Source organism: Parabacteroides sp. CT06 (assembly GCF_002257605.1).
In the GTDB taxonomy this organism is placed as follows: domain Bacteria; phylum Bacteroidota; class Bacteroidia; order Bacteroidales; family Tannerellaceae; genus Parabacteroides; species Parabacteroides distasonis.
In genome coordinates, this window is the sequence record NZ_CP022754.1 from 673,283 (window position 1) to 691,059 (window position 17,777).

General features: G+C 42.0%; 10 protein-coding genes and 3 pseudogenes. 8 read left to right on the plus strand and 5 right to left on the minus strand.

The annotated features are described in order from the left end of the window. The first annotated feature begins 13 nt into the window (after nucleotides 1–13). The 7 genes and pseudogenes from kdpB (at nucleotide 14) to CI960_RS23540 (ending at nucleotide 8,529) form a co-directional block, all read left to right on the plus strand. Nucleotides 14–2,053 (plus strand): potassium-transporting ATPase subunit KdpB, encoded by a 2,040-nt coding sequence (kdpB, locus tag CI960_RS02835; protein WP_005858473.1) that lies wholly within the window; start codon nucleotides 14–16, stop codon nucleotides 2,051–2,053. A gap of 80 nt (nucleotides 2,054–2,133) precedes the next feature. Then, on the plus strand, nucleotides 2,134–2,715 hold the full coding sequence (locus CI960_RS02840) for a K(+)-transporting ATPase subunit C (RefSeq protein ID WP_005858475.1): 582 nt from the start codon (nucleotides 2,134–2,136) through the stop codon (nucleotides 2,713–2,715). A 31-nt stretch (nucleotides 2,716–2,746) separates the two neighbouring features. Further along, nucleotides 2,747–3,517 (plus strand): hypothetical protein, encoded by a 771-nt coding sequence (locus tag CI960_RS02845; protein ID WP_005858477.1) that lies wholly within the window; start codon nucleotides 2,747–2,749, stop codon nucleotides 3,515–3,517. 13 nt (nucleotides 3,518–3,530) lie between these two features. Further along, nucleotides 3,531–4,652 (plus strand): sensor protein KdpD, encoded by a 1,122-nt coding sequence (locus tag CI960_RS02850; RefSeq protein ID WP_005858479.1) that lies wholly within the window; start codon nucleotides 3,531–3,533, stop codon nucleotides 4,650–4,652. Nucleotides 4,653–4,662: 10 nt separating this feature from the next. Beyond that, nucleotides 4,663–6,381: an ATP-binding protein gene (locus CI960_RS02855; RefSeq protein ID WP_005858481.1), complete on the plus strand. Its 1,719-nt coding sequence runs from the start codon at nucleotides 4,663–4,665 to the stop codon at nucleotides 6,379–6,381. A 28-nt stretch (nucleotides 6,382–6,409) separates the two neighbouring features. Next, entirely contained in the window at nucleotides 6,410–7,756 is a 1,347-nt protein-coding gene (locus CI960_RS02860) for an aspartate kinase (RefSeq protein ID WP_005858483.1), read from the plus strand. A 350-nt stretch (nucleotides 7,757–8,106) separates the two neighbouring features. Continuing rightward, nucleotides 8,107–8,529, plus strand: a pseudogene (locus CI960_RS23540) (ATP-binding protein). A gap of 152 nt (nucleotides 8,530–8,681) precedes the next feature. Here the strand turns inward: CI960_RS23540 and CI960_RS23845 are convergent. Then, a pseudogene (locus tag CI960_RS23845) lies at nucleotides 8,682–8,896 on the minus strand (site-specific integrase); the annotation flags it as partial. Between the two features lie 545 nt (nucleotides 8,897–9,441). Here CI960_RS23845 and CI960_RS02875 point away from each other — a divergent pair. Next, entirely contained in the window at nucleotides 9,442–10,785 is a 1,344-nt protein-coding gene (locus CI960_RS02875; protein WP_005858489.1) for an ATP/GTP-binding protein, read from the plus strand. 2,293 nt (nucleotides 10,786–13,078) lie between these two features. Here the strand turns inward: CI960_RS02875 and CI960_RS02880 are convergent. The 4 genes and pseudogenes from CI960_RS02880 to CI960_RS02895 form a co-directional block, all read right to left on the minus strand. Beyond that, complete coding sequence (locus tag CI960_RS02880) at nucleotides 13,079–13,318, minus strand: hypothetical protein (RefSeq protein WP_004347709.1); 240 nt, start codon at nucleotides 13,316–13,318, stop codon at nucleotides 13,079–13,081. A gap of 204 nt (nucleotides 13,319–13,522) precedes the next feature. Continuing rightward, nucleotides 13,523–14,844 (minus strand): annotated as a pseudogene (locus CI960_RS02885) (sigma-54-dependent transcriptional regulator). Continuing rightward, nucleotides 14,837–17,146 (minus strand): ATP-binding protein, encoded by a 2,310-nt coding sequence (locus CI960_RS02890; RefSeq protein WP_005858496.1) that lies wholly within the window; start codon nucleotides 17,144–17,146, stop codon nucleotides 14,837–14,839. The pseudogene CI960_RS02885 and the gene CI960_RS02890 overlap by 8 nt, the downstream one beginning before the upstream one ends. Nucleotides 17,147–17,151: 5 nt before the next feature. Next, the gene (locus CI960_RS02895) at nucleotides 17,152–17,769 is read right to left on the minus strand and encodes a CatB-related O-acetyltransferase (RefSeq protein ID WP_005858498.1); all 618 of its coding nucleotides are present in this window, start codon (nucleotides 17,767–17,769) and stop codon (nucleotides 17,152–17,154) included. Nucleotides 17,770–17,777: the final 8 nt, after the last annotated feature.

The window sequence follows — 17,777 nt, forward strand, 5'->3', positions numbered from 1 at the left end:
ACAGATTAAGAAGATGAGAAATAACAAAACTGCTTCTTTATTTCCAAAGAAGCTCGTTATAGAAAGTTTGAAGCAATCATTCATTAAGTTGAATCCGCGGATGATGTTCCGTAACCCGATCATGTTTATCGTGGAGGTGGTGACATTCGTCATGTTGTTTGTTACGATTTGGGCGGCTACCACCGGTGATACGACACAAGGATCTTTCGGTTACAATATCTTAGTGTTTATTGTATTGTTCGCCACGTTGCTTTTCGCCAACTTCGCAGAGGCGATTGCAGAGGCACGAGGCAAGGCACAGGCCGACAGTTTGCGTAAGACCCGGGAAGAAACTCCTGCCAAATTGTGTGTCGGTAACAAGATCGAAACGGTCAGTTCTTCTCAGTTGAAGAAAGGCGACATCTTTATTTGTGAAGCCGGCGACACGATTCCTTCCGATGGTGAAATTATCGAAGGTCTGGCTTCTATCGATGAAAGCGCCATCACAGGTGAATCTGCTCCGGTGATCCGTGAAGCGGGTGGAGACAAGAGTTCTGTAACAGGCGGTACGAAAGTATTGTCCGACCAGATCAAGGTGAAAGTGACGACCGAACCGGGTGAAAGTTTCTTGGATAAGATGATCGCCTTGGTGGAAGGAGCTTCTCGCCAGAAAACTCCGAACGAAATCGCCTTGACAATCTTGCTGGCAGGTTTTACATTGGTATTCGTTGTTGTTTGCGGTACCTTGAAACCGTTTGCTGATTATTCCAACACGACGATTACGATCGCGGCCTTTATCTCTTTGTTCGTTTGTTTGATCCCTACTACGATCGGTGGTTTGTTATCTGCCATCGGTATTGCCGGTATGGATCGTGCGTTGTCTGCTAATGTGATCACCAAATCCGGTAAGGCGGTTGAAACAGCTGGTGACATTGATACTTTGCTGCTCGACAAGACTGGTACGATCACGATCGGTAACCGTAAAGCAACCCAGTTCTATCCGGTATCCGGCATTGACGAACACTCTTTTGTACAAGCTTGTCTACTGTCCTCTCTTTCTGACGATACGCCCGAAGGTAAGTCAATCGTGGAACTGGGACGTGAAAAAGGTGTACGTGTACATGATTTGAATACATCCGGATCAAAGATGATCAAGTTTACGGCAGAAACTAAATGTTCAGGGGTGGATTTGGCAAATGGTACTCGCATCCGTAAAGGAGCTTTTGATGCTATTCGTAAGATGAGTGAGGCTGCCGGCAACAAATATCCGAAAGAGGTGGCCGATTTGGTTCAGAAGATTACGAGTAACGGCGGTACTCCGTTGGTTGTTTCACAGGATGATTTCATCATCGGTGTGATCGAATTACAGGATATCATCAAACCGGGGATCCAAGAACGTTTTGAACGTTTGCGTAAGATGGGTGTGAAGACGGTAATGGTAACCGGTGATAACCCGTTGACCGCAAAATATATCGCTGAAAAAGCCGGTGTAGACGATTATATCGCCGAAGCCAAACCGGAAGACAAGATGAACTATATCCGTAAGGAACAGGAAAACGGTAAGCTGGTCGCCATGATGGGGGACGGTACGAACGATGCCCCGGCCTTGGCTCAGGCAAACGTTGGTGTCGCAATGAACAGTGGTACGCAGGCTGCCAAGGAAGCTGGTAATATGGTTGATTTGGACAACGACCCAACGAAACTGATCGAGATTGTCGAAATCGGTAAACAGTTGCTGATGACTCGCGGTACGCTGACTACTTTCAGTATCGCTAACGACGTGGCCAAGTATTTCGCTATCGTACCAGCTCTGTTCATGGTTACGATCCCGGCATTGGCCCCGATGAACATCATGCACCTGCACAGTCCGGAATCAGCGATCCTAAGTGCGATCATCTTTAATGCGATCATCATCCCGATTCTGATCCCTCTGGCATTACGTGGTGTGGCTTATAAACCGATCGGTGCTTCCGCATTGCTTCGTCGCAACTTGCTGATCTACGGTTTGGGCGGTGTAATTGCCCCGTTCATTGGTATCAAGTTGATAGATATGATTGTAAGTTTATTCATGTAAAAGTAAAATCAATATTAAAAACCTTCCTCCCTCTGTATGAAGATAGGAGGAAGGTTAAGAAAATAAAACAATAATTCATTATGATATCAAATCTTTTTAAATCATTAAGACTGACAATTGCATTTTGTTTGTTCTTCAGTGTTTTCTACATCTTCGTTTTGTGGTTGTTTGCCCAAGTGGCAGGACCGAATAAAGGTAATGCAGAACTGGTTACATTGAATGGAAAAGTAGTGGGGGCCGCCAACGTTGGTCAGAATTTCACGCAAGATATTTATTTCTGGGGACGTCCTTCCCATGCTGGTGACGGTTACGATGCATCCAGTTCGGCAGGTAGTAACAAGGGACCTTCCAATGAAGAACATTTAGCTTTGTTGGAAGAACGTATTGATACATTCTTGGTTCATCATCCTTACCTAACCCGTGAAAAAGTTCCGGCTGAAATCATCACAGCCAGCAGTTCCGGTTTGGATCCCCATATCTCACCGAAAGCGGCTTATGCACAGGCCAAACGTGTAGCGGACGCTCGTGGATGGTCGGAAGAAAAGGTCATGGGTATCGTCAATTCTCATGTTGAGAAACCGTTATTGGGTATGTTCGGAATGGAGAAAGTAAATGTATTGAAATTAAATGTTGCGCTTGATCAAGCATCAAATAACAAATAACAAATTTTAATAAGTCAATTAGATTTAGGTTATGAAATCATTCGTAAAAAAAGTAGCAGCCTTGGCAATTGTATTCTCAATGGCATCTTCTACGTTGGCTAATGCACAGGAAGAGGATGGTAAAGTAAGTTTTTCTGTGCAGGGAGATTTGGTAAGTTCCTATATTTGGCGTGGTTTCTACCAGACTGGTGCTAGCTTCCAGCCGACACTATCACTGGGGGTAGGTAATTTCTCTTTGACAGCCTGGGGATCTACCGATTTTCAGGGAGCAAACTCTACATCTATGCCTGCGGCTAAAGAGATAGATTTAACGGCAGCGTATACATTCGGATCAGCTGGTCCTACATTATCTGTCGCTAGCTTATGGTGGGCAGGGCAAGGCTCTTGCCGTTATTTTAACTTCAAAAGCCATGAAACAGATCACCATTTTGAAGCAGGTTTGGCTTACACTTTGCCTATTGAGAAGTTACCTTTGTCTATCGCCTGGAATTTCATGTTTGCCGGTCAAGACAAAGATGAAAATGGAAACCAAAACTATTCTTCTTATGTGGAGTTGAATTTTCCATTCACAGTGAAGGGCGTCGATCTGAATGCAACTTGTGGTGTTCTTCCGTATGATGCGGGAATAACTACGTATGGAGGTGATGTAAATAGTGGATTTGCAGTAACGAATGTTGCATTGAAAGCAACGAAAGATATCAAAATCACGGATTCTTTCTCATTACCTATTTTTACACAGGCAATTTGGAACCCTCGCATGGAGGATGCCCATCTTGTCTTGGGAATTTCTTTAAGACCTTGATATAATAATACGCATGGACCGAGAACAAAGTGTACAACATTTTTTAGATTTGTTGAAAAAGTCTCGTCGTGGCAATTTTAAAATCTACATCGGCATGATTGCCGGTGTAGGTAAATCGTATCGGATGCTATCAGATGCCCACCAATTACTGGAAAGCGGTATCGATGTCAAGATCGGTTATATAGAAACACATGGGCGAGTCGAGACGGAGGCATTGGTGGAAGGATTGCCTATCATCCCCCGCCGCAAGATATTTTATAAAGGAAAAGAGATCGAAGAGATGGACTTGCAGTCGATTCTCAGTATCCATCCTGAAGTTGTCATCGTTGACGAATTGGCTCATACCAATGTCGAAGGCAGTAAGAACGAAAAGCGTTGGCAGGATGTCATGGATATACTGGATGCCGGTATCAGTGTGATCACGGCGGTCAATATTCAGCATATAGAAGGACTTAACGAGATGGTGCAGGACGTGGTTGGCATTGAGGTCAAGGAACGTATTCCTGATATCGTACTGGAGCAGGCTGATGAAGTGGTCAACATAGACCTTACTGCTGACGAACTGCTGGCTCGGTTAAAAGCCGGAAAAATATACAAACCCGATAAGATACAAACAGCATTAAATAATTTCTTTAAGGCTGAACATATTCTTCAGCTTAGGGAGTTGGCATTGAAAGAGGTAGCTTTGCGGGTAGAAAAAAAAGTGGAGAATACCATTCCAGAGAATCTCGGCGTACGCCACGAAAGGTTTATGGCCTGCATCAGCAGTAATGAGAAAACTCCCCGTAAGATCATACGGAAAGTCGCACGGTTGGCAACCCGATATAATTCCAAGTTTTTTGTACTGTATGTACAAACCCCAAGAGAAAGTTCCGACAGGATTCCGTTGGCAAGTCAAAGGCATTTGCTTAACCATTTCAAGTTGGCAACGGAACTTGGAGGAGAAATCATTCAAGTGCAATCCCCACATATAACGGATGCGATCGTACAGGCTTGTAAAGAAAAGCAAATCAGTACGCTATGTATCGGACGACCAGCTTTAAAATATCCTTCCGCTATCCTTGCGATGGTCCACTATCGGAACATGTTAGAAGAGTTGGCTCAATTAGGCATTGATTTAATAATATTAGCATAAAAATCCTTCCATGAATATGAATATAAAAACAAAGTTGACTTATGGGATAGGACTTTTATTTGTCCTGATCACTTTATTAGGTGGATTGGCTATAAAAAACATTCATAATGTATCGGATGACACGCAGAATATCCTAGCGGATAATTATAATTCACTCCTTTATTCCCGTCAGATGCTCGAGTCACTGGATGCCATTCGGGAAAATCCGAATGCTCGAAAAGAGTTTGAGGCCGGGTTGGAAGCTCAGAAAAAAAATCTGACAGAGAAGGATGAAGACGTACTAACCAACCGATTAAGTTCGAACTGTGAAAAGGCGTTGGATGACATGGATGATGAATCGATTCGGCAGATACGCCAGACGATTTATACCATTATGGCAGTCAATATGTCTGCCATTTATGAAAAGAATGAAGTGGCTGTCCATACGGCGGAAAGGTCTCTCTTTTGGATCTGGACGGTAGGAATTGCTTGTATCGTGATCGCCTTCCTCTTTCTGGCTCACCTGCCACGCTCGGTCAGCGTACAGATCCAGAAATTGACGGATGGCATCAAGGAAATCACCAATGCCAATTACAGCAAACGGCTCAATTTGGGCAATGAACCGGAGTTTAAGGAAATAGCCACGTTGTTCAACGAGATGGCCGAGCGCTTGGCCGAATACAGGAACAGTTCGCTGGAAGATATCCTGCAAGGGAAAAAATATATAGAAACAATTATCAACAGCATTGCAGAACCTATCATAGGCTTGAGTAAGGAACGGAAGATTTTGTTTGTCAATGACGAGGCTTTGACTGTTTTGAATTTGACACGGGAAAACATTATCGACAAACCGGCTCCCGAAGTGGCGTTAAAAAATGATCTGCTGCGCCGTTTGATCCGCCAGTTGGTACATCCCGATGACAATAAGGATCCGTTGAAAATCTATGCGGACAACAAGGAAAGCTATTTTCAAGTAAAATACATCCCGATCAACGTTAACAGGCAGACTGGACTGGAGGGTAAGTATGTCGGGGATGTGATCCTGTTGAAGAACGTGACCGAATTTAAAGAAAAAGATATTGCAAAGACAACCTTTATTTCAACGATCTCTCATGAACTGAAGACACCGATATCGGCTATCATGATGAGCTTGGAACTGCTGGAAGACAATCGGATCGGAAAACTGAATACAGAACAGGAGAGCCTTTCCAAGAACATAAAGGAAAATAGCAACCGTTTGTTGGAGATCACTGGCGAATTGTTGAAGATGTCACAGGTAGAAAGCGGTAAGCTCTACCTGAATCCGAAGATTACCAAACCGATCGAACTGATCGACTATGCCATCAAGGCGAACCGGGTACAGGCCGAGCGTTTTAACTGTCAGATCGAAGTGGAGTATCCTGAAAAGATCACCAAATTGTTTGTCGACAGCGAGAAAATTGCTTGGGTTGTGACCAACCTGTTATCGAACGCCATCCGTTATTCGTCGGAGAACGGACGGATTATCATCGGTGCACGACAGATCGACAAAGCCGTCGAGATCTATGTCAAGGACTTCGGAAAGGGCATTGACTCGCGTTACCACGAAAGTATTTTCGACCACTATTTCCGTGTGCCGGGAACAAAAGTACAAGGTAGCGGTTTGGGACTTGCCATCAGCAAGGACTTTGTGGAAGCTCATGGTGGTACGATCCGTATCGAAAGCGAAGTCGGTAAAGGTAGCACGTTCGTGATCAGATTCAATGTATAAAAAGTAAAATCAAAAATCAGATAGTCTAATGAAAGTATTAAAATTTGGTGGTACTTCAGTCGGTTCTGCCCAGCGGATCAAGAATGTCGCATCAATCATTTGCGATCAGGAACAGAAAATAGTAGTACTCTCTGCCATGGCAGGGACAACAAACTCTTTAGTGGAGATATCTGAGTGTTTCCATAAGAAAGATCCGGGAAAAGCCAATGCGATCCTTTCTGCTTTGGAACAAGCTTATGTCAATCATATAGAAGAATTATACCAAAGCGATACCTACAAAGAAAGGGCCATGCAATACATGCTTGAACGGTCTCAACATGTCTGGTCTTTCTCTAATATGCCTTTCAGCATGTTCGATGAAAAGGAAATCTTGGCGCAGGGTGAGCTAATATCAACCTTTCTGATGACCTGCTATCTGGAAGAACAAGGAGTGAAGGTAGTTTTATTGCCTGCGTTGAACTTCATGCGAATTACAATGGACAATGAACCGGACATGGAATATATCGCTAAACACCTAAATACACTTTTGGAGCAAAACAAAGAGGCAGAAATATATATTACGCAAGGTTTCATCTGCCGGAATGCTTACGGCAGCATTGACAACTTGGAAAGAGGAGGAAGCGATTACACCGCCTCTCTAATTGGAGCGGCTATCCAAGCAGAAGAGATACAGATATGGACGGATATTGACGGGATGCACAACAACGATCCACGGTTTGTCAATGACACCGCTCCTGTTAGGCAGTTGAACTTCGACGAAGCCGCTAAGTTGGCACATTTCGGTGCCAAGATACTACATCCGACTTGCATCCTGCCTGCCAAGGAAAAGAACATACCGGTACGCCTCTTGAACGCATTGCAGCCAAATGCGTCGGGTACATTGATCTCGAATACGGTGGAAAAGGGTACGATCAAAGCTGTTGCCGCCAAAGACAACATCACGTATGTCAAGATCAAGTCGCTCCATACGATACCGACACCTCATTTTCTGAGCATCGTGTTTGATACGTTCTATAATTACAATACGCCGGTGGACATGGTGACCACTTCCGATATCGGGGTTTCCGTAACGATTGATGATGACAAGCATATAGACGAGATTGTGGGTGTATTACGGAAATACGCAACGATTACAGTCGAAAAGAATATGGTGATTGTTTGTGTTGTTGGTGACCTAGAATGGCAAAATGTCGGTTTTGAGGCACGCATCATCAATGCATTGAAAGATATTCCCGTACGGATGATTTCATACGGCGGAAGTAGTAGTAATGTATCGTTGGTGATGAAAGCGGAAGATAAAGTGCATGCTTTGAAGGCGCTTAGTGAACACTTGTTTTCCGTATCAGACAAACCTGTGTTATCATCCGTTTCTTAAAAGAAAATTAAGATTAATAGTTGAGCATATTTGTTTTTTGATTTGTTTTAGAAATGAAGCAGAAGCAGTCTTTTTTTGTAGAGACTGCTTCTATTTTTCGGTAATAAACAATGAAAATTCTTCTGTGTATTGACAGGTGGAAAATCTGGTATAAACTGTCCCCCCATTATCCTATCTAAAGAGTCCCCCAAAATCCAATTTAAATTGCCCCACCCCAAAAAACATTAAAAGAGTTACAGAATCAGTTCATAATTCTACATTAATCTATTAAATAGACAAAACAGATAGTATTCCCAATAAATCAATCAGCATGAACAAGATTTGTCAAGGAGGCGTGCGACTTGTTTGTCATGGGAAGCTCCGGTACAGGAAAGAGCTACATTACCACAGCCTTGGGATACAGAGTCTGCCAGAAAGGATTGAAAGTGCTGTATGCCAATACTTCCAGACTTTTAGGGCAGTTGAAGGCCACCAAGGTAAAAGGTAGCATCCTGTAGGAGCTGAAAAAGATAGAAAGGACGGATATGCTTATACAGGATGATTTCGGCTTGCAGCCGTTGGACAACGGAAGCAGAATGCATCTGATGGACATCATCAAAGACCGATATGGTAAGAAATCAACACTGATTACATCACAATTGCCGGTCAAAGACAGGTATGATGTCATCGGCAAGAAGACAATAGCCGGCGTAGTCATGGACAGAATAACTCACCAAGCCGCAAGAATTGAGCTGCACGGAGAGTCCATACGCAAAATTTGCGGGAAGAAATGAATGATTATATTGGCAGTAAATAAAAATTATAAACCCAGCACAAATCGAAAACTAATAAACTGATTATGTGATATTTTTTTGTATTTTAGGAAAAATAAATCGGGGGTCAATTTAAGTTGGATATTGGGGATCTGTTTCATTGGAGTTTCCAAGTTGTCGTTATACTCCTTGAACACATTGTATAATGTTTTGAAAGTTTCGTCCTTTTCCTGATAGCGGTTTACTATGGCACGTGCGGAGACAATCTTTTCCTCCAATTCCAAGTCTTGGTAAATCTGATAGAATTTCACACGCAAAGGTACTTTCCCGTTTTTAACGGTTTACTACGCTTGATGAAGAACAACACGCTGAATATTTCTCTTTCCATACGGCTCAATTTTTAATGATACAAAATTAGGAAATCGAACCGAGAACCTGGTTATGTAAAATAGATCAACGTGCTGTAAAAAAACGAAGTAGCACTTGTGTTGTGTAACATTTTAGGCTTTCTAAAACCGTCCCCCGAATAAGGACGTGCCGTCTGCTTCAATCCCACTTATTTTGCCTATTCTTGGAAATGAAAAATCCCTGAACTTGTTTGAAATTCAGGGATTTACATCGTTTTTCTTTTCTTAAAAGTGGTGCCACCAGGAATCGTAATTTGTTTCCAAGTGGCTGAATATCACTAATTTTCAAAAGCTACTCAACTGTAATCTCCTCCGTTTGCTCCACCAGTGACTTGCTGTGTTTTGCTTATCATTACAGCGGATGATTTCGTAACACAAAAGTAATAAACTTAATCGAATTGGCAAATTAGTAACCGAAAAAATACAATATAGAGCCTTTTAAGAATATTTTCTTGAGTTTTTTTCTGTTTGTGTTGCATGGTTGCTCGAAAATGATTATCTTTGCACATATAAAAAAGTATATCTTATGATTGAATCATTAACTGTCACAAACTTTTATTGCTTTAAGGAGCGTACAACAATTCTATTTACGGCGAAAAAAGAGCGTAATAGAATGTTGGATAATAATTTTTGTGGGTTTACGACTCAAAACAAGATAAATATCTTAAAACTAGTATTTTTATTAGGGAATAATGGTGCTGGAAAGAGTAAAATTCTGAGCGCATTTGATGCATTACAGTATCTTATTGCCCAAATTCGTGAACGTAAAGATGAATCTTTACGTTATAGGCCATTTGCTTTTGACGAAGAATGTTTAAACAAGCCATCTGAAATAGAGATAGTATATCATATTAATGATTCACGGTATTTATATAGTATTAAATGGGATAAATATGCTATATATGAGGAGATTTTAGATGAATTACGAACCAAAACTAATATCAATCTATTTCATCGTTGGTATGATAAGGTTAGTGACATCGTAAAAGTTGACTTTACAGATAAAATACAAGTTAGTGATAATGAGAATTATATTATCAGCAGTTCGTTATTGAAAAATAATTCAGTATTTAGTACTATTATTAAAACGAATATTTCTCATGCGTTGCTAAATTCACATTTGTTATTTTTTATGGAAGGTTTTGAAATTGTTAATTTAGAAGATGTTGATTTAAATGAAGAACTTCCTGATGATAAAACAGAAAATAGCAAACAATTAAAAAATGTCATTTGTTCGTTTTTAAAATCTGTAGATACTAATATAATGTCATATGAGAAATTGAAAATTGATGTAGAGTATCCTGCTGAGTTATTGCAAAAACTAAAGTCATTGTCAGACAAACAAGAAGCAGAGTTAAGAATGCTGTTTAGGATGGATGAGGAAAAACACATTGTGAATACGTTTCATCGTTTGGATAAAAAAACAGGAAATAGAAGAGGGCGTTTGCCGCTATCAGAACAATCTGATGGCACTAAGGAGATACTTCGATTTTTAATTGTATTAGATGAGGCTATTAGAAAAGAGAAAACGATAATTTTAGATGATTATAGTAGTGGAGTTCAAAGAAATACGTTGAATCAGCTACTGAAATTTTTTTTAGGGGCGGCACAAAATGCTCAACTAATAATATCAACTCAAGATTATAGTTTATTGGATTTTGATATTATAAGAAGAGATTCTATCCGTTTTTTGGTAAAGGATGACATTGCTTCTGCTCATGTTCAATCTATTAATTTATCATTACTGCATAAGAATTCTAGTTTACATCATTATGTAAGCAAAATGAATGTATACGAGCAGTTACCCAAAATGGATGAAGCATTATTTGAAGAACTGTTGAGAATGTACAAAACTATTGCTATGAGATAGTTTGGTATCGTCATTCGGTAAATCCATATGTTAATCAAAAAAGCGAAATCAATTTGTAATCAATAAAAACTAATAACACCTTAAAGGTCTGTTTGGAAGCAAGTTCTCGATATGTTTTTTTCTACTTTTGTTTTCTGATTTCGAAAACTATCTTTCGTACGCACTGTTCGGTATACAGCGATTTCTATTTTGAGGTAGTAGTCAATTAGTTCCACAAACTAATCCTACGCAACTTGTCATTAGAAGCAATTGACTGTGTGTTGCATGCCAATAACCAAGGGAGTGTTTCTCTCCGATGTGCTTACCAGTCAAGAACACTGCGTTTCTTTAGAAGCGTAACTTTTGCCTTGACTTTCTTCCATGCATTTCCAAGTGCATATACATATCCAGTGCCTTAACCATTCGTTTGCATCAATACCGAGACGTTTTATCTATGTAAGATATAATATTCAATCTATACTCTTATATAATGAGCTTCTACTTCCTAATTTCGTACCCCATTACAGACTTGGTAACTCTTTGAGTTTGGCTTTCATCTTAATTAAAGATGTATACTCGGAAGGCATTCTCTCCTCATTACATAAAAAGGATATTCCAAGAACTCTACTTTTCTTACATACGATACAACAATCTTTTTACGGTTCACTTTAAGGAAGAGTTTGCTTTCTATGAACCGAGTTATTGACTCCTTTACACATTGGACACTACGTTTGGATTTACTGAATATCAGCGCAGCGTTTGCTTAATAAGTAATAGGATGTTCACATCTTTCAGGTTCCTATCCAGTTCATTGGTATGATATTCCCCAGTAGAGGACTTAAAGAACCTCTTGGGGGACTCTCTTGGGTGCTCATTTCGAACAATTCTTCGTTTATTATGTCACTACGCAGATATTTGTGTATCAGATTTATTACACCTTTCCATATTTTACGCCGCGACTGAGTATTTTTATTAGTTTACTATGACTTACCATGTCAAAGAAGCGTTCGAGGTCGAAGTCAACTACGTACTTATCTTCATCCACTATCTTTTGTGTTCTCCGCAGAGCATCACGCCCCCCCCTTTTGGGGATAACCGTAATTTGTTTTCGGAAACTGACGCTTGTATAGTGGGGACAATATTTGATTTAAAGTTTGTTACACAAGTCGGTCTATTACAATCTAGGTGTTCTAAAGGCGTTTCTTGCTATCATCCTTAAGGTTTTCTACTCTAAAACCGGGTAGGAACAATAAGTACCGGGCTGCAAGGAACATATTAACTCGTTTTTATTTATCAGGAGGTCTTTTCTTATTTTGTGTTTTTCTGTGTTGTTTATTGTAGAGAAATTCAGTAATTAATAGGGTCGAAAGGCTGGATATATGGTAATATATTGCCTGTAGTTGAGTTTTTTTCGGTAAACTGTTTGTGATATTGAAAAAAGTCATATATTTGCAAACGAAAACATCTTCCAAGGGGGGAGTCTTGGAAGATGTTTATACCAAGTTCTACTTGGAGGATACTTATCCTTTAAATAAGTGGCCAAGTATGGCTGGTCAGGTGCCTACAAATATTCACTAAATCATATATAATATGACAGCAAAAACAGGAGAAAAATGTCCAGTAAGTGGTGTTTGGAAAGTTGATGGCTTTCCTACAACGACGGCACCTATTGCGAAAGGCAACACAATGCCTCCCTACTGTGGTAAAGCGGTAACTTGGAGACTAATCCAATACGCTTAATTTTTAATGATGAAAGTTTTGGCAGGTATGTCAAACCTGCTAGAACTTTCAAATCATCAAAACAATTAATGTTGTTATCGTTATATAGCAAAGCGATAACCAACAAGGCGAATTATTATCCCTGAAGAACGATGGCTATAGGTAATGAGTATAACATTAATAGGCTGCAAAAGTAATAATTCGTTTAAAAGTATGCAAGTAATATTGTAAAAAAGCCGAGCCGTCACTTTATTTTAATGATTATGGGCATAAAACCTGGTCCTAAAAGAATTGCCGTGTCAACAGGTAAACCAGACAGAAGGCAAAGGGATAATAAGAAGACTCCTGGCAATACGCCATCTCTTAAACCTCACAATCACAAAAAAGGTGATTAAAAAATGGCGTTCACTTTAAAGTGAACGCTAAAATTATACTATTGTGATTTACTATTTTTATATTTTGTAATGAATAAGAGAGAGGAGTCCTTTTTTTAGGAATTTGCCTCTGCTACAGTTACCTGAGCAGGGGTAAATCTTTCTATTTAGCATTATGACATTCTCTATCATAGCTTTATTCTTGATAAAATGATATTATATTATTTTGTCATTGATTCAATGAATGAAATCTCTTCATCTGATAGTTTGTATTTAGCATAGAGTTGTGTATCTATCTCAGAAATACTTTTGCTCCAATCAATATAAGATTCATCTGTAAAGTTTTGTAATGGGACAAAACGAAAAACGTCTTGTGACACTTGCATTGTTCCTCTTCCAAAAAACAAGAGAATTCTGAAAAAATTGGATTTAATATATTTGTTTACATTTTGCTGTTTCACATTTGTTGCACTAACTAATGTATGATTGATATCAATAAATTACAAGCTAATAATAGAGATATAGGTAATGGTTTAGAAACCACCTGTCTTCATCATTTTGCATGATTCCCAATCATTTCAAACAGCTCAATACGAAGATAATATTATTTTGAGAATTAACCAAATTCTGATAATCAAAATCATACAAATCCAGTGAATTACTGGCTATAGTTGCTCAAATTTATACTTCAATCCATATTCTTCCAGTTTGTTGTACAGCGTCGTACGTCCTATCCCGAGCAGTTCGGCGGCAACCTTACGGTTACCGTTCGCCTGCTTCAATGCGCGTAAAACACGCTCCTTGTCTTCCGCATCGCTGCGCAGGGCGAAGCTGACAGGTGAGGTCGCCCTCGTCACGGCAAGTTCCAGATGCTCTTTCGTGACAAGACCCGTCTGTGCCTGCAACACCGCACCCATGATTTTCTGACGAAGCTCGCGTACATTGCCCGGCCACGCATGGGTCAGCAATGTCTTGCGGGCTTCTCCGTCAAAGCCGATGACATCGCATTCCAGTTCCCGGTTCGCAGTTTCACGGAAGAACTCAGCCAGCGGCATGACGTCCTCCTGACAGTCGCGCAACGGCGGGACGGTTATCTCGAAGTCATGCAGGCGGTATAACAGGTCCTGCCGGAAACGCTTTTCACAGACCGCCTTTTCCAGATCCTCGTTGGTGGCGGCGATAATGCGGACATTGAAACTACGGTCAGACTTGTCGCCAACGGGACGGAACCGACGTTCCTGTATGGCGCGGAGTAGCATCTGCTGGGTTTCCGGTGCGAGGTTGCCCACCTCGTCCAAAAAAGCGTGCCGCCTTCCGCCTCGTGAAAATAGCCCTTCTTGGCACTGTCCGCACCCGTGAACGCACCTCTGACGTGTCCGAAGAAAGCCGACGGCGCAAGTTCTTTGGTGAGCGAACCGCAGTCCACAGCCACAAACGGCTTTCCTGCCCGCTTGCCCTTGTCGTGCAGAAGGTGGGCAATATGCTCCTTGCCTGTGCCGTTCTCCCCGAATATCAGCACGCTCATGTCGGTGGGGGCTACCAGCCTTATCCGCTTCATGATGGCTTGGAACGCCGAGCCGTCACGCGAGAACAGGGGCATACGGTTTCGTCCGGTGTGCCGTTCTTTCAATATGGTACGTAGCAGAGGAACGAGTTTGTCCTCCACAAGCTGCTTGGGTATGTAGTCCAGCGAACCAAGTTTCATGCTTTCCACCGCCGTATGCACTTCGGCATAGTCGGTCATGATGACAAAGGGCTGCATCCTGCCCTCCTTGCGCATCCAGCGCAAAAGGTCGATACCGTTGCCGTCGGGCAGGCGCAGGTCGGAAACCACTATGTCCCCGTTTGCGGCTTGTTGCAGATATTTCTTTGCTGTCGAGAGGTGGAAAGCCTGCACGGTGCGGAATCCCTCGCGTGCCAGCAGGTTGCAGACGAACTCGCAATACACGATGTTGTCCTCCACCACGATGATTTTTGTATTATCCATTATTATATTTTTTCCTTTCTTCTTTTGCCAGCCGGATGATTTCCGAACCCTTATCCAGTACGGATTTTATGGCATTGCCAATTGTTTTATCGTCAGGCGTGCCATCACAATGAAGCAGTTTATAAAGTTTCCTTAATGGCTGGTCGGTACGGAGTATCTCCCACGAGCTGCGCAGGTGGTGTGTCAGGGCGTCCATTTCCTGAAGGTCTTTCCGTTGTTCTGCATTCCTGACCGACTGCATTTCCTTTTCGGTTTCCGTTATCAGTTTCTCCAGCATGACGGATTCATTGCCGTAGGATAACAAGGTGGAGAAGTCCGGCATTTCATCCTGTGTCATACTCATGGCATAGTTATCTGAAACTTCCATCAGTTCCGATATGGAGAACGGTTTGAGCAGGCAACCGGAGAAACCAAGTTCCATAAGTTCCTCCTTGCTGCAACTGCCCGAAGCGGTTGTCACTACTACCGGGATAGTCTTTGAATTGCCAACGTTGGAGGTACGTAGCAGCTCCAACAGCTCGAAACCGTTGATTTCCGGCATGTTCAGATCCGTCAGAAGCAGACTGTATTCTTTCCGGCGTATCATTTCCATCAGTTCCGCAGCATCGGTGCAGGTGTCGCAGTGTATCCCTTCCTGTGCATACATTTCTTTAAGCATCAGGAGAAGAACCTCGTCATTGTCGATGGCGATGACATCATGGAATGTACGGTCATGATGAATCCGTGTCTGATTTATCCTTTCCGGCAGTTCCCCGGCTGTCTGCATGGGTATTTCCACCGTGAAACGGCTGCCTTTGCCTTTCTCGCTCTCCAGCCGTATCGTGCCGCCGAGTATTGATACGATACGCTGAACGATGGACAGTCCCAGTCCGAAGCCGTCCTTTGCGGCGGCGTTTGACAGACGCTCAAACGCAACGAACACCCGTTGCTGTTCCTTCTCGGTCATTCCCGTGCCCGTATCTTCGACGATAAGTTTCAGGACGCCATTATTGTAGTCCGTTGTCAGAGAAACGCCACCGTTATCCGTGAACTTGATGGCGTTTGACAGCAGGTTGTTGCCGATTTGCAGGATACGTTCCTTATCGGTCAGGACGACTGTACCCGTTTGATTGGTTATGGTAAGAGCCAGCCCCTTGTTCATGGCGATTGGCGTAAACTCCGTTTCAAGAATATGCGTGATTGCCGAAATCCGGCAAGGAGAAATGTTCGGCTGCTCCTTGCCGTTGTCCAGACGGAAGAAACTCAGCAGGGTGTTGAGCATTTCACGCATACGGTCGGAGGATTGCCGGATATTACGGACATATTGCTCTTTTTTATCCGCATCATTGCCTTTTTTCATCAACGCAATATAACCGATTATTGCGGTTAAAGGTGTGCGCAGCTCATGGGTGATGGTATGCACGGCTTTCTTGCGGGAGGCTATCAGTGCCTCATTCTGTTCAACTGATTTTTGGAGTTGTCCGATTAAATCTGTTGTTTCCTGTTTATATCGCTTGATGCGGACGGCATTTCGATGGATGATGATATAAGAAATGACCAACAGCAATAAAACGAATCCTGTCAAGCCGCCAATCTGAAAGAATGACCGTTCCCGCATGGCGGCTATTTCCGCTTCTCGTTTCTGTAAGTCTGCTTGTACTTTCCTGTCTATTTGGCGAATCAAGCCTTGTAATTGTCTGTTAAGTTCTGCATTCCGTGCAGCAAGGCTGTCAGCGTGTTCCGATAGACGGCGGCTTTGCTCCTGTTGCTCGGCTATCATATTCCGGTTAAGGGAACGGAGCATCGTGGTGGTAACAGTTGGTTTAATTTCCTCTTTTTTGCCGAATATGCCCAAGAATCCTTTCCGTTTCGGTTTCTTAGGTTGCTCTTGGGCACTCTTCTGTACAATTACAGGTACTTGATGAGTGATCTTATCATTGATGGCTTGTTGCTGTTTAAGTACCTGCACGATTTGACGCATTTGTCGTTCCTTATCTTCAAGAAGATGGCGTACACTGTCTATGCGCTCTGCCGGATAGATAGCTTTGAAACGGCATAGCATACTGTCGATTGCTATACGCCGGATATGGTAATGTTCCAAATCTGTATATTCCCATTCCAATACAGTCTCGCCTGATAAAGAAAGTTCAATAAGAAGAACAAATATTTCGTGCGATTCTTGGCGAAAAGTATCTATATGACGATTCTGAACTTCCAATTTCTCTAATTCGTACCATTCTTTACGCCAAATATACATTATGCCGATAACCAATAGTGCCATCAGCAAATATCCGAGCGAAATTAGATTCTTGATTGATTTCATATTGCCTATAATTTATCCCAACGTCCATCTTTCAGATAAGGCATAAGCTCCCGTATCTTATCTACCGGCCAATTCCACCATTTCAAAGCCTGCATCCGATTTATTATATCATGATTGAACCGCTTTCGTATCTCCTTTGCGGGGATACCACCTACAATGGTATAGGGCGGCACATCTTTCGTCACAACCGCCCTTGTTCCAATAATAGCTCCGTCACCGATATGGACACCAGCCATAATTACGGCTTCATATCCTATCCACACGTCATTGCCTATCACGATGTCACCTTTGTTGTCCCAAGCGGAAGCCACATTTGCCTTATCCAATTCCCAATCTTCATAAAACAGCGGGAACGTGTAAGTCGATAGTGATTTCAGGGTATGATTGGCGCAGTTGAACAGAAATTTTGCTCCACAGGCAATAGAACAAAACTTTCCGATTATCAGCCGTTCGTGGTTAATCGGATAGTGATACAACACATTGTTTTGCTCAAACAGACACGGGTCTGAAACAAAATCATTGTAAATGGTATAGTCGCCTATTTCGATAGACGGGTCTTTTACGACAGCATTCAAATAAACGGTTTGCGTGTCACCTTTACGGGGATATATCTTGTTCATCATAACTTTCA

What these genes read in the sequence shown, in the direction of transcription:
- CI960_RS02895 (WP_005858498.1), bottom strand. Translation starts at nt 17,769, where the DNA reads ATGATGAACAAGATATATCCCCGTAAAGGTGACACGCAAACCGTTTAT.
- CI960_RS02855 (WP_005858481.1), top strand. Translation starts at nt 4,663, where the DNA reads ATGAATATGAATATAAAAACAAAGTTGACTTATGGGATAGGACTTTTA.
- CI960_RS02840 (WP_005858475.1), top strand. Translation starts at nt 2,134, where the DNA reads ATGATATCAAATCTTTTTAAATCATTAAGACTGACAATTGCATTTTGT.
- kdpB (WP_005858473.1), top strand. Translation starts at nt 14, where the DNA reads ATGAGAAATAACAAAACTGCTTCTTTATTTCCAAAGAAGCTCGTTATA.
- CI960_RS02850 (WP_005858479.1), top strand. Translation starts at nt 3,531, where the DNA reads ATGGACCGAGAACAAAGTGTACAACATTTTTTAGATTTGTTGAAAAAG.
- CI960_RS02890 (WP_005858496.1), bottom strand. Translation starts at nt 17,146, where the DNA reads ATGAAATCAATCAAGAATCTAATTTCGCTCGGATATTTGCTGATGGCA.
- CI960_RS02860 (WP_005858483.1), top strand. Translation starts at nt 6,410, where the DNA reads ATGAAAGTATTAAAATTTGGTGGTACTTCAGTCGGTTCTGCCCAGCGG.
- CI960_RS02845 (WP_005858477.1), top strand. Translation starts at nt 2,747, where the DNA reads ATGAAATCATTCGTAAAAAAAGTAGCAGCCTTGGCAATTGTATTCTCA.
- CI960_RS02875 (WP_005858489.1), top strand. Translation starts at nt 9,442, where the DNA reads ATGATTGAATCATTAACTGTCACAAACTTTTATTGCTTTAAGGAGCGT.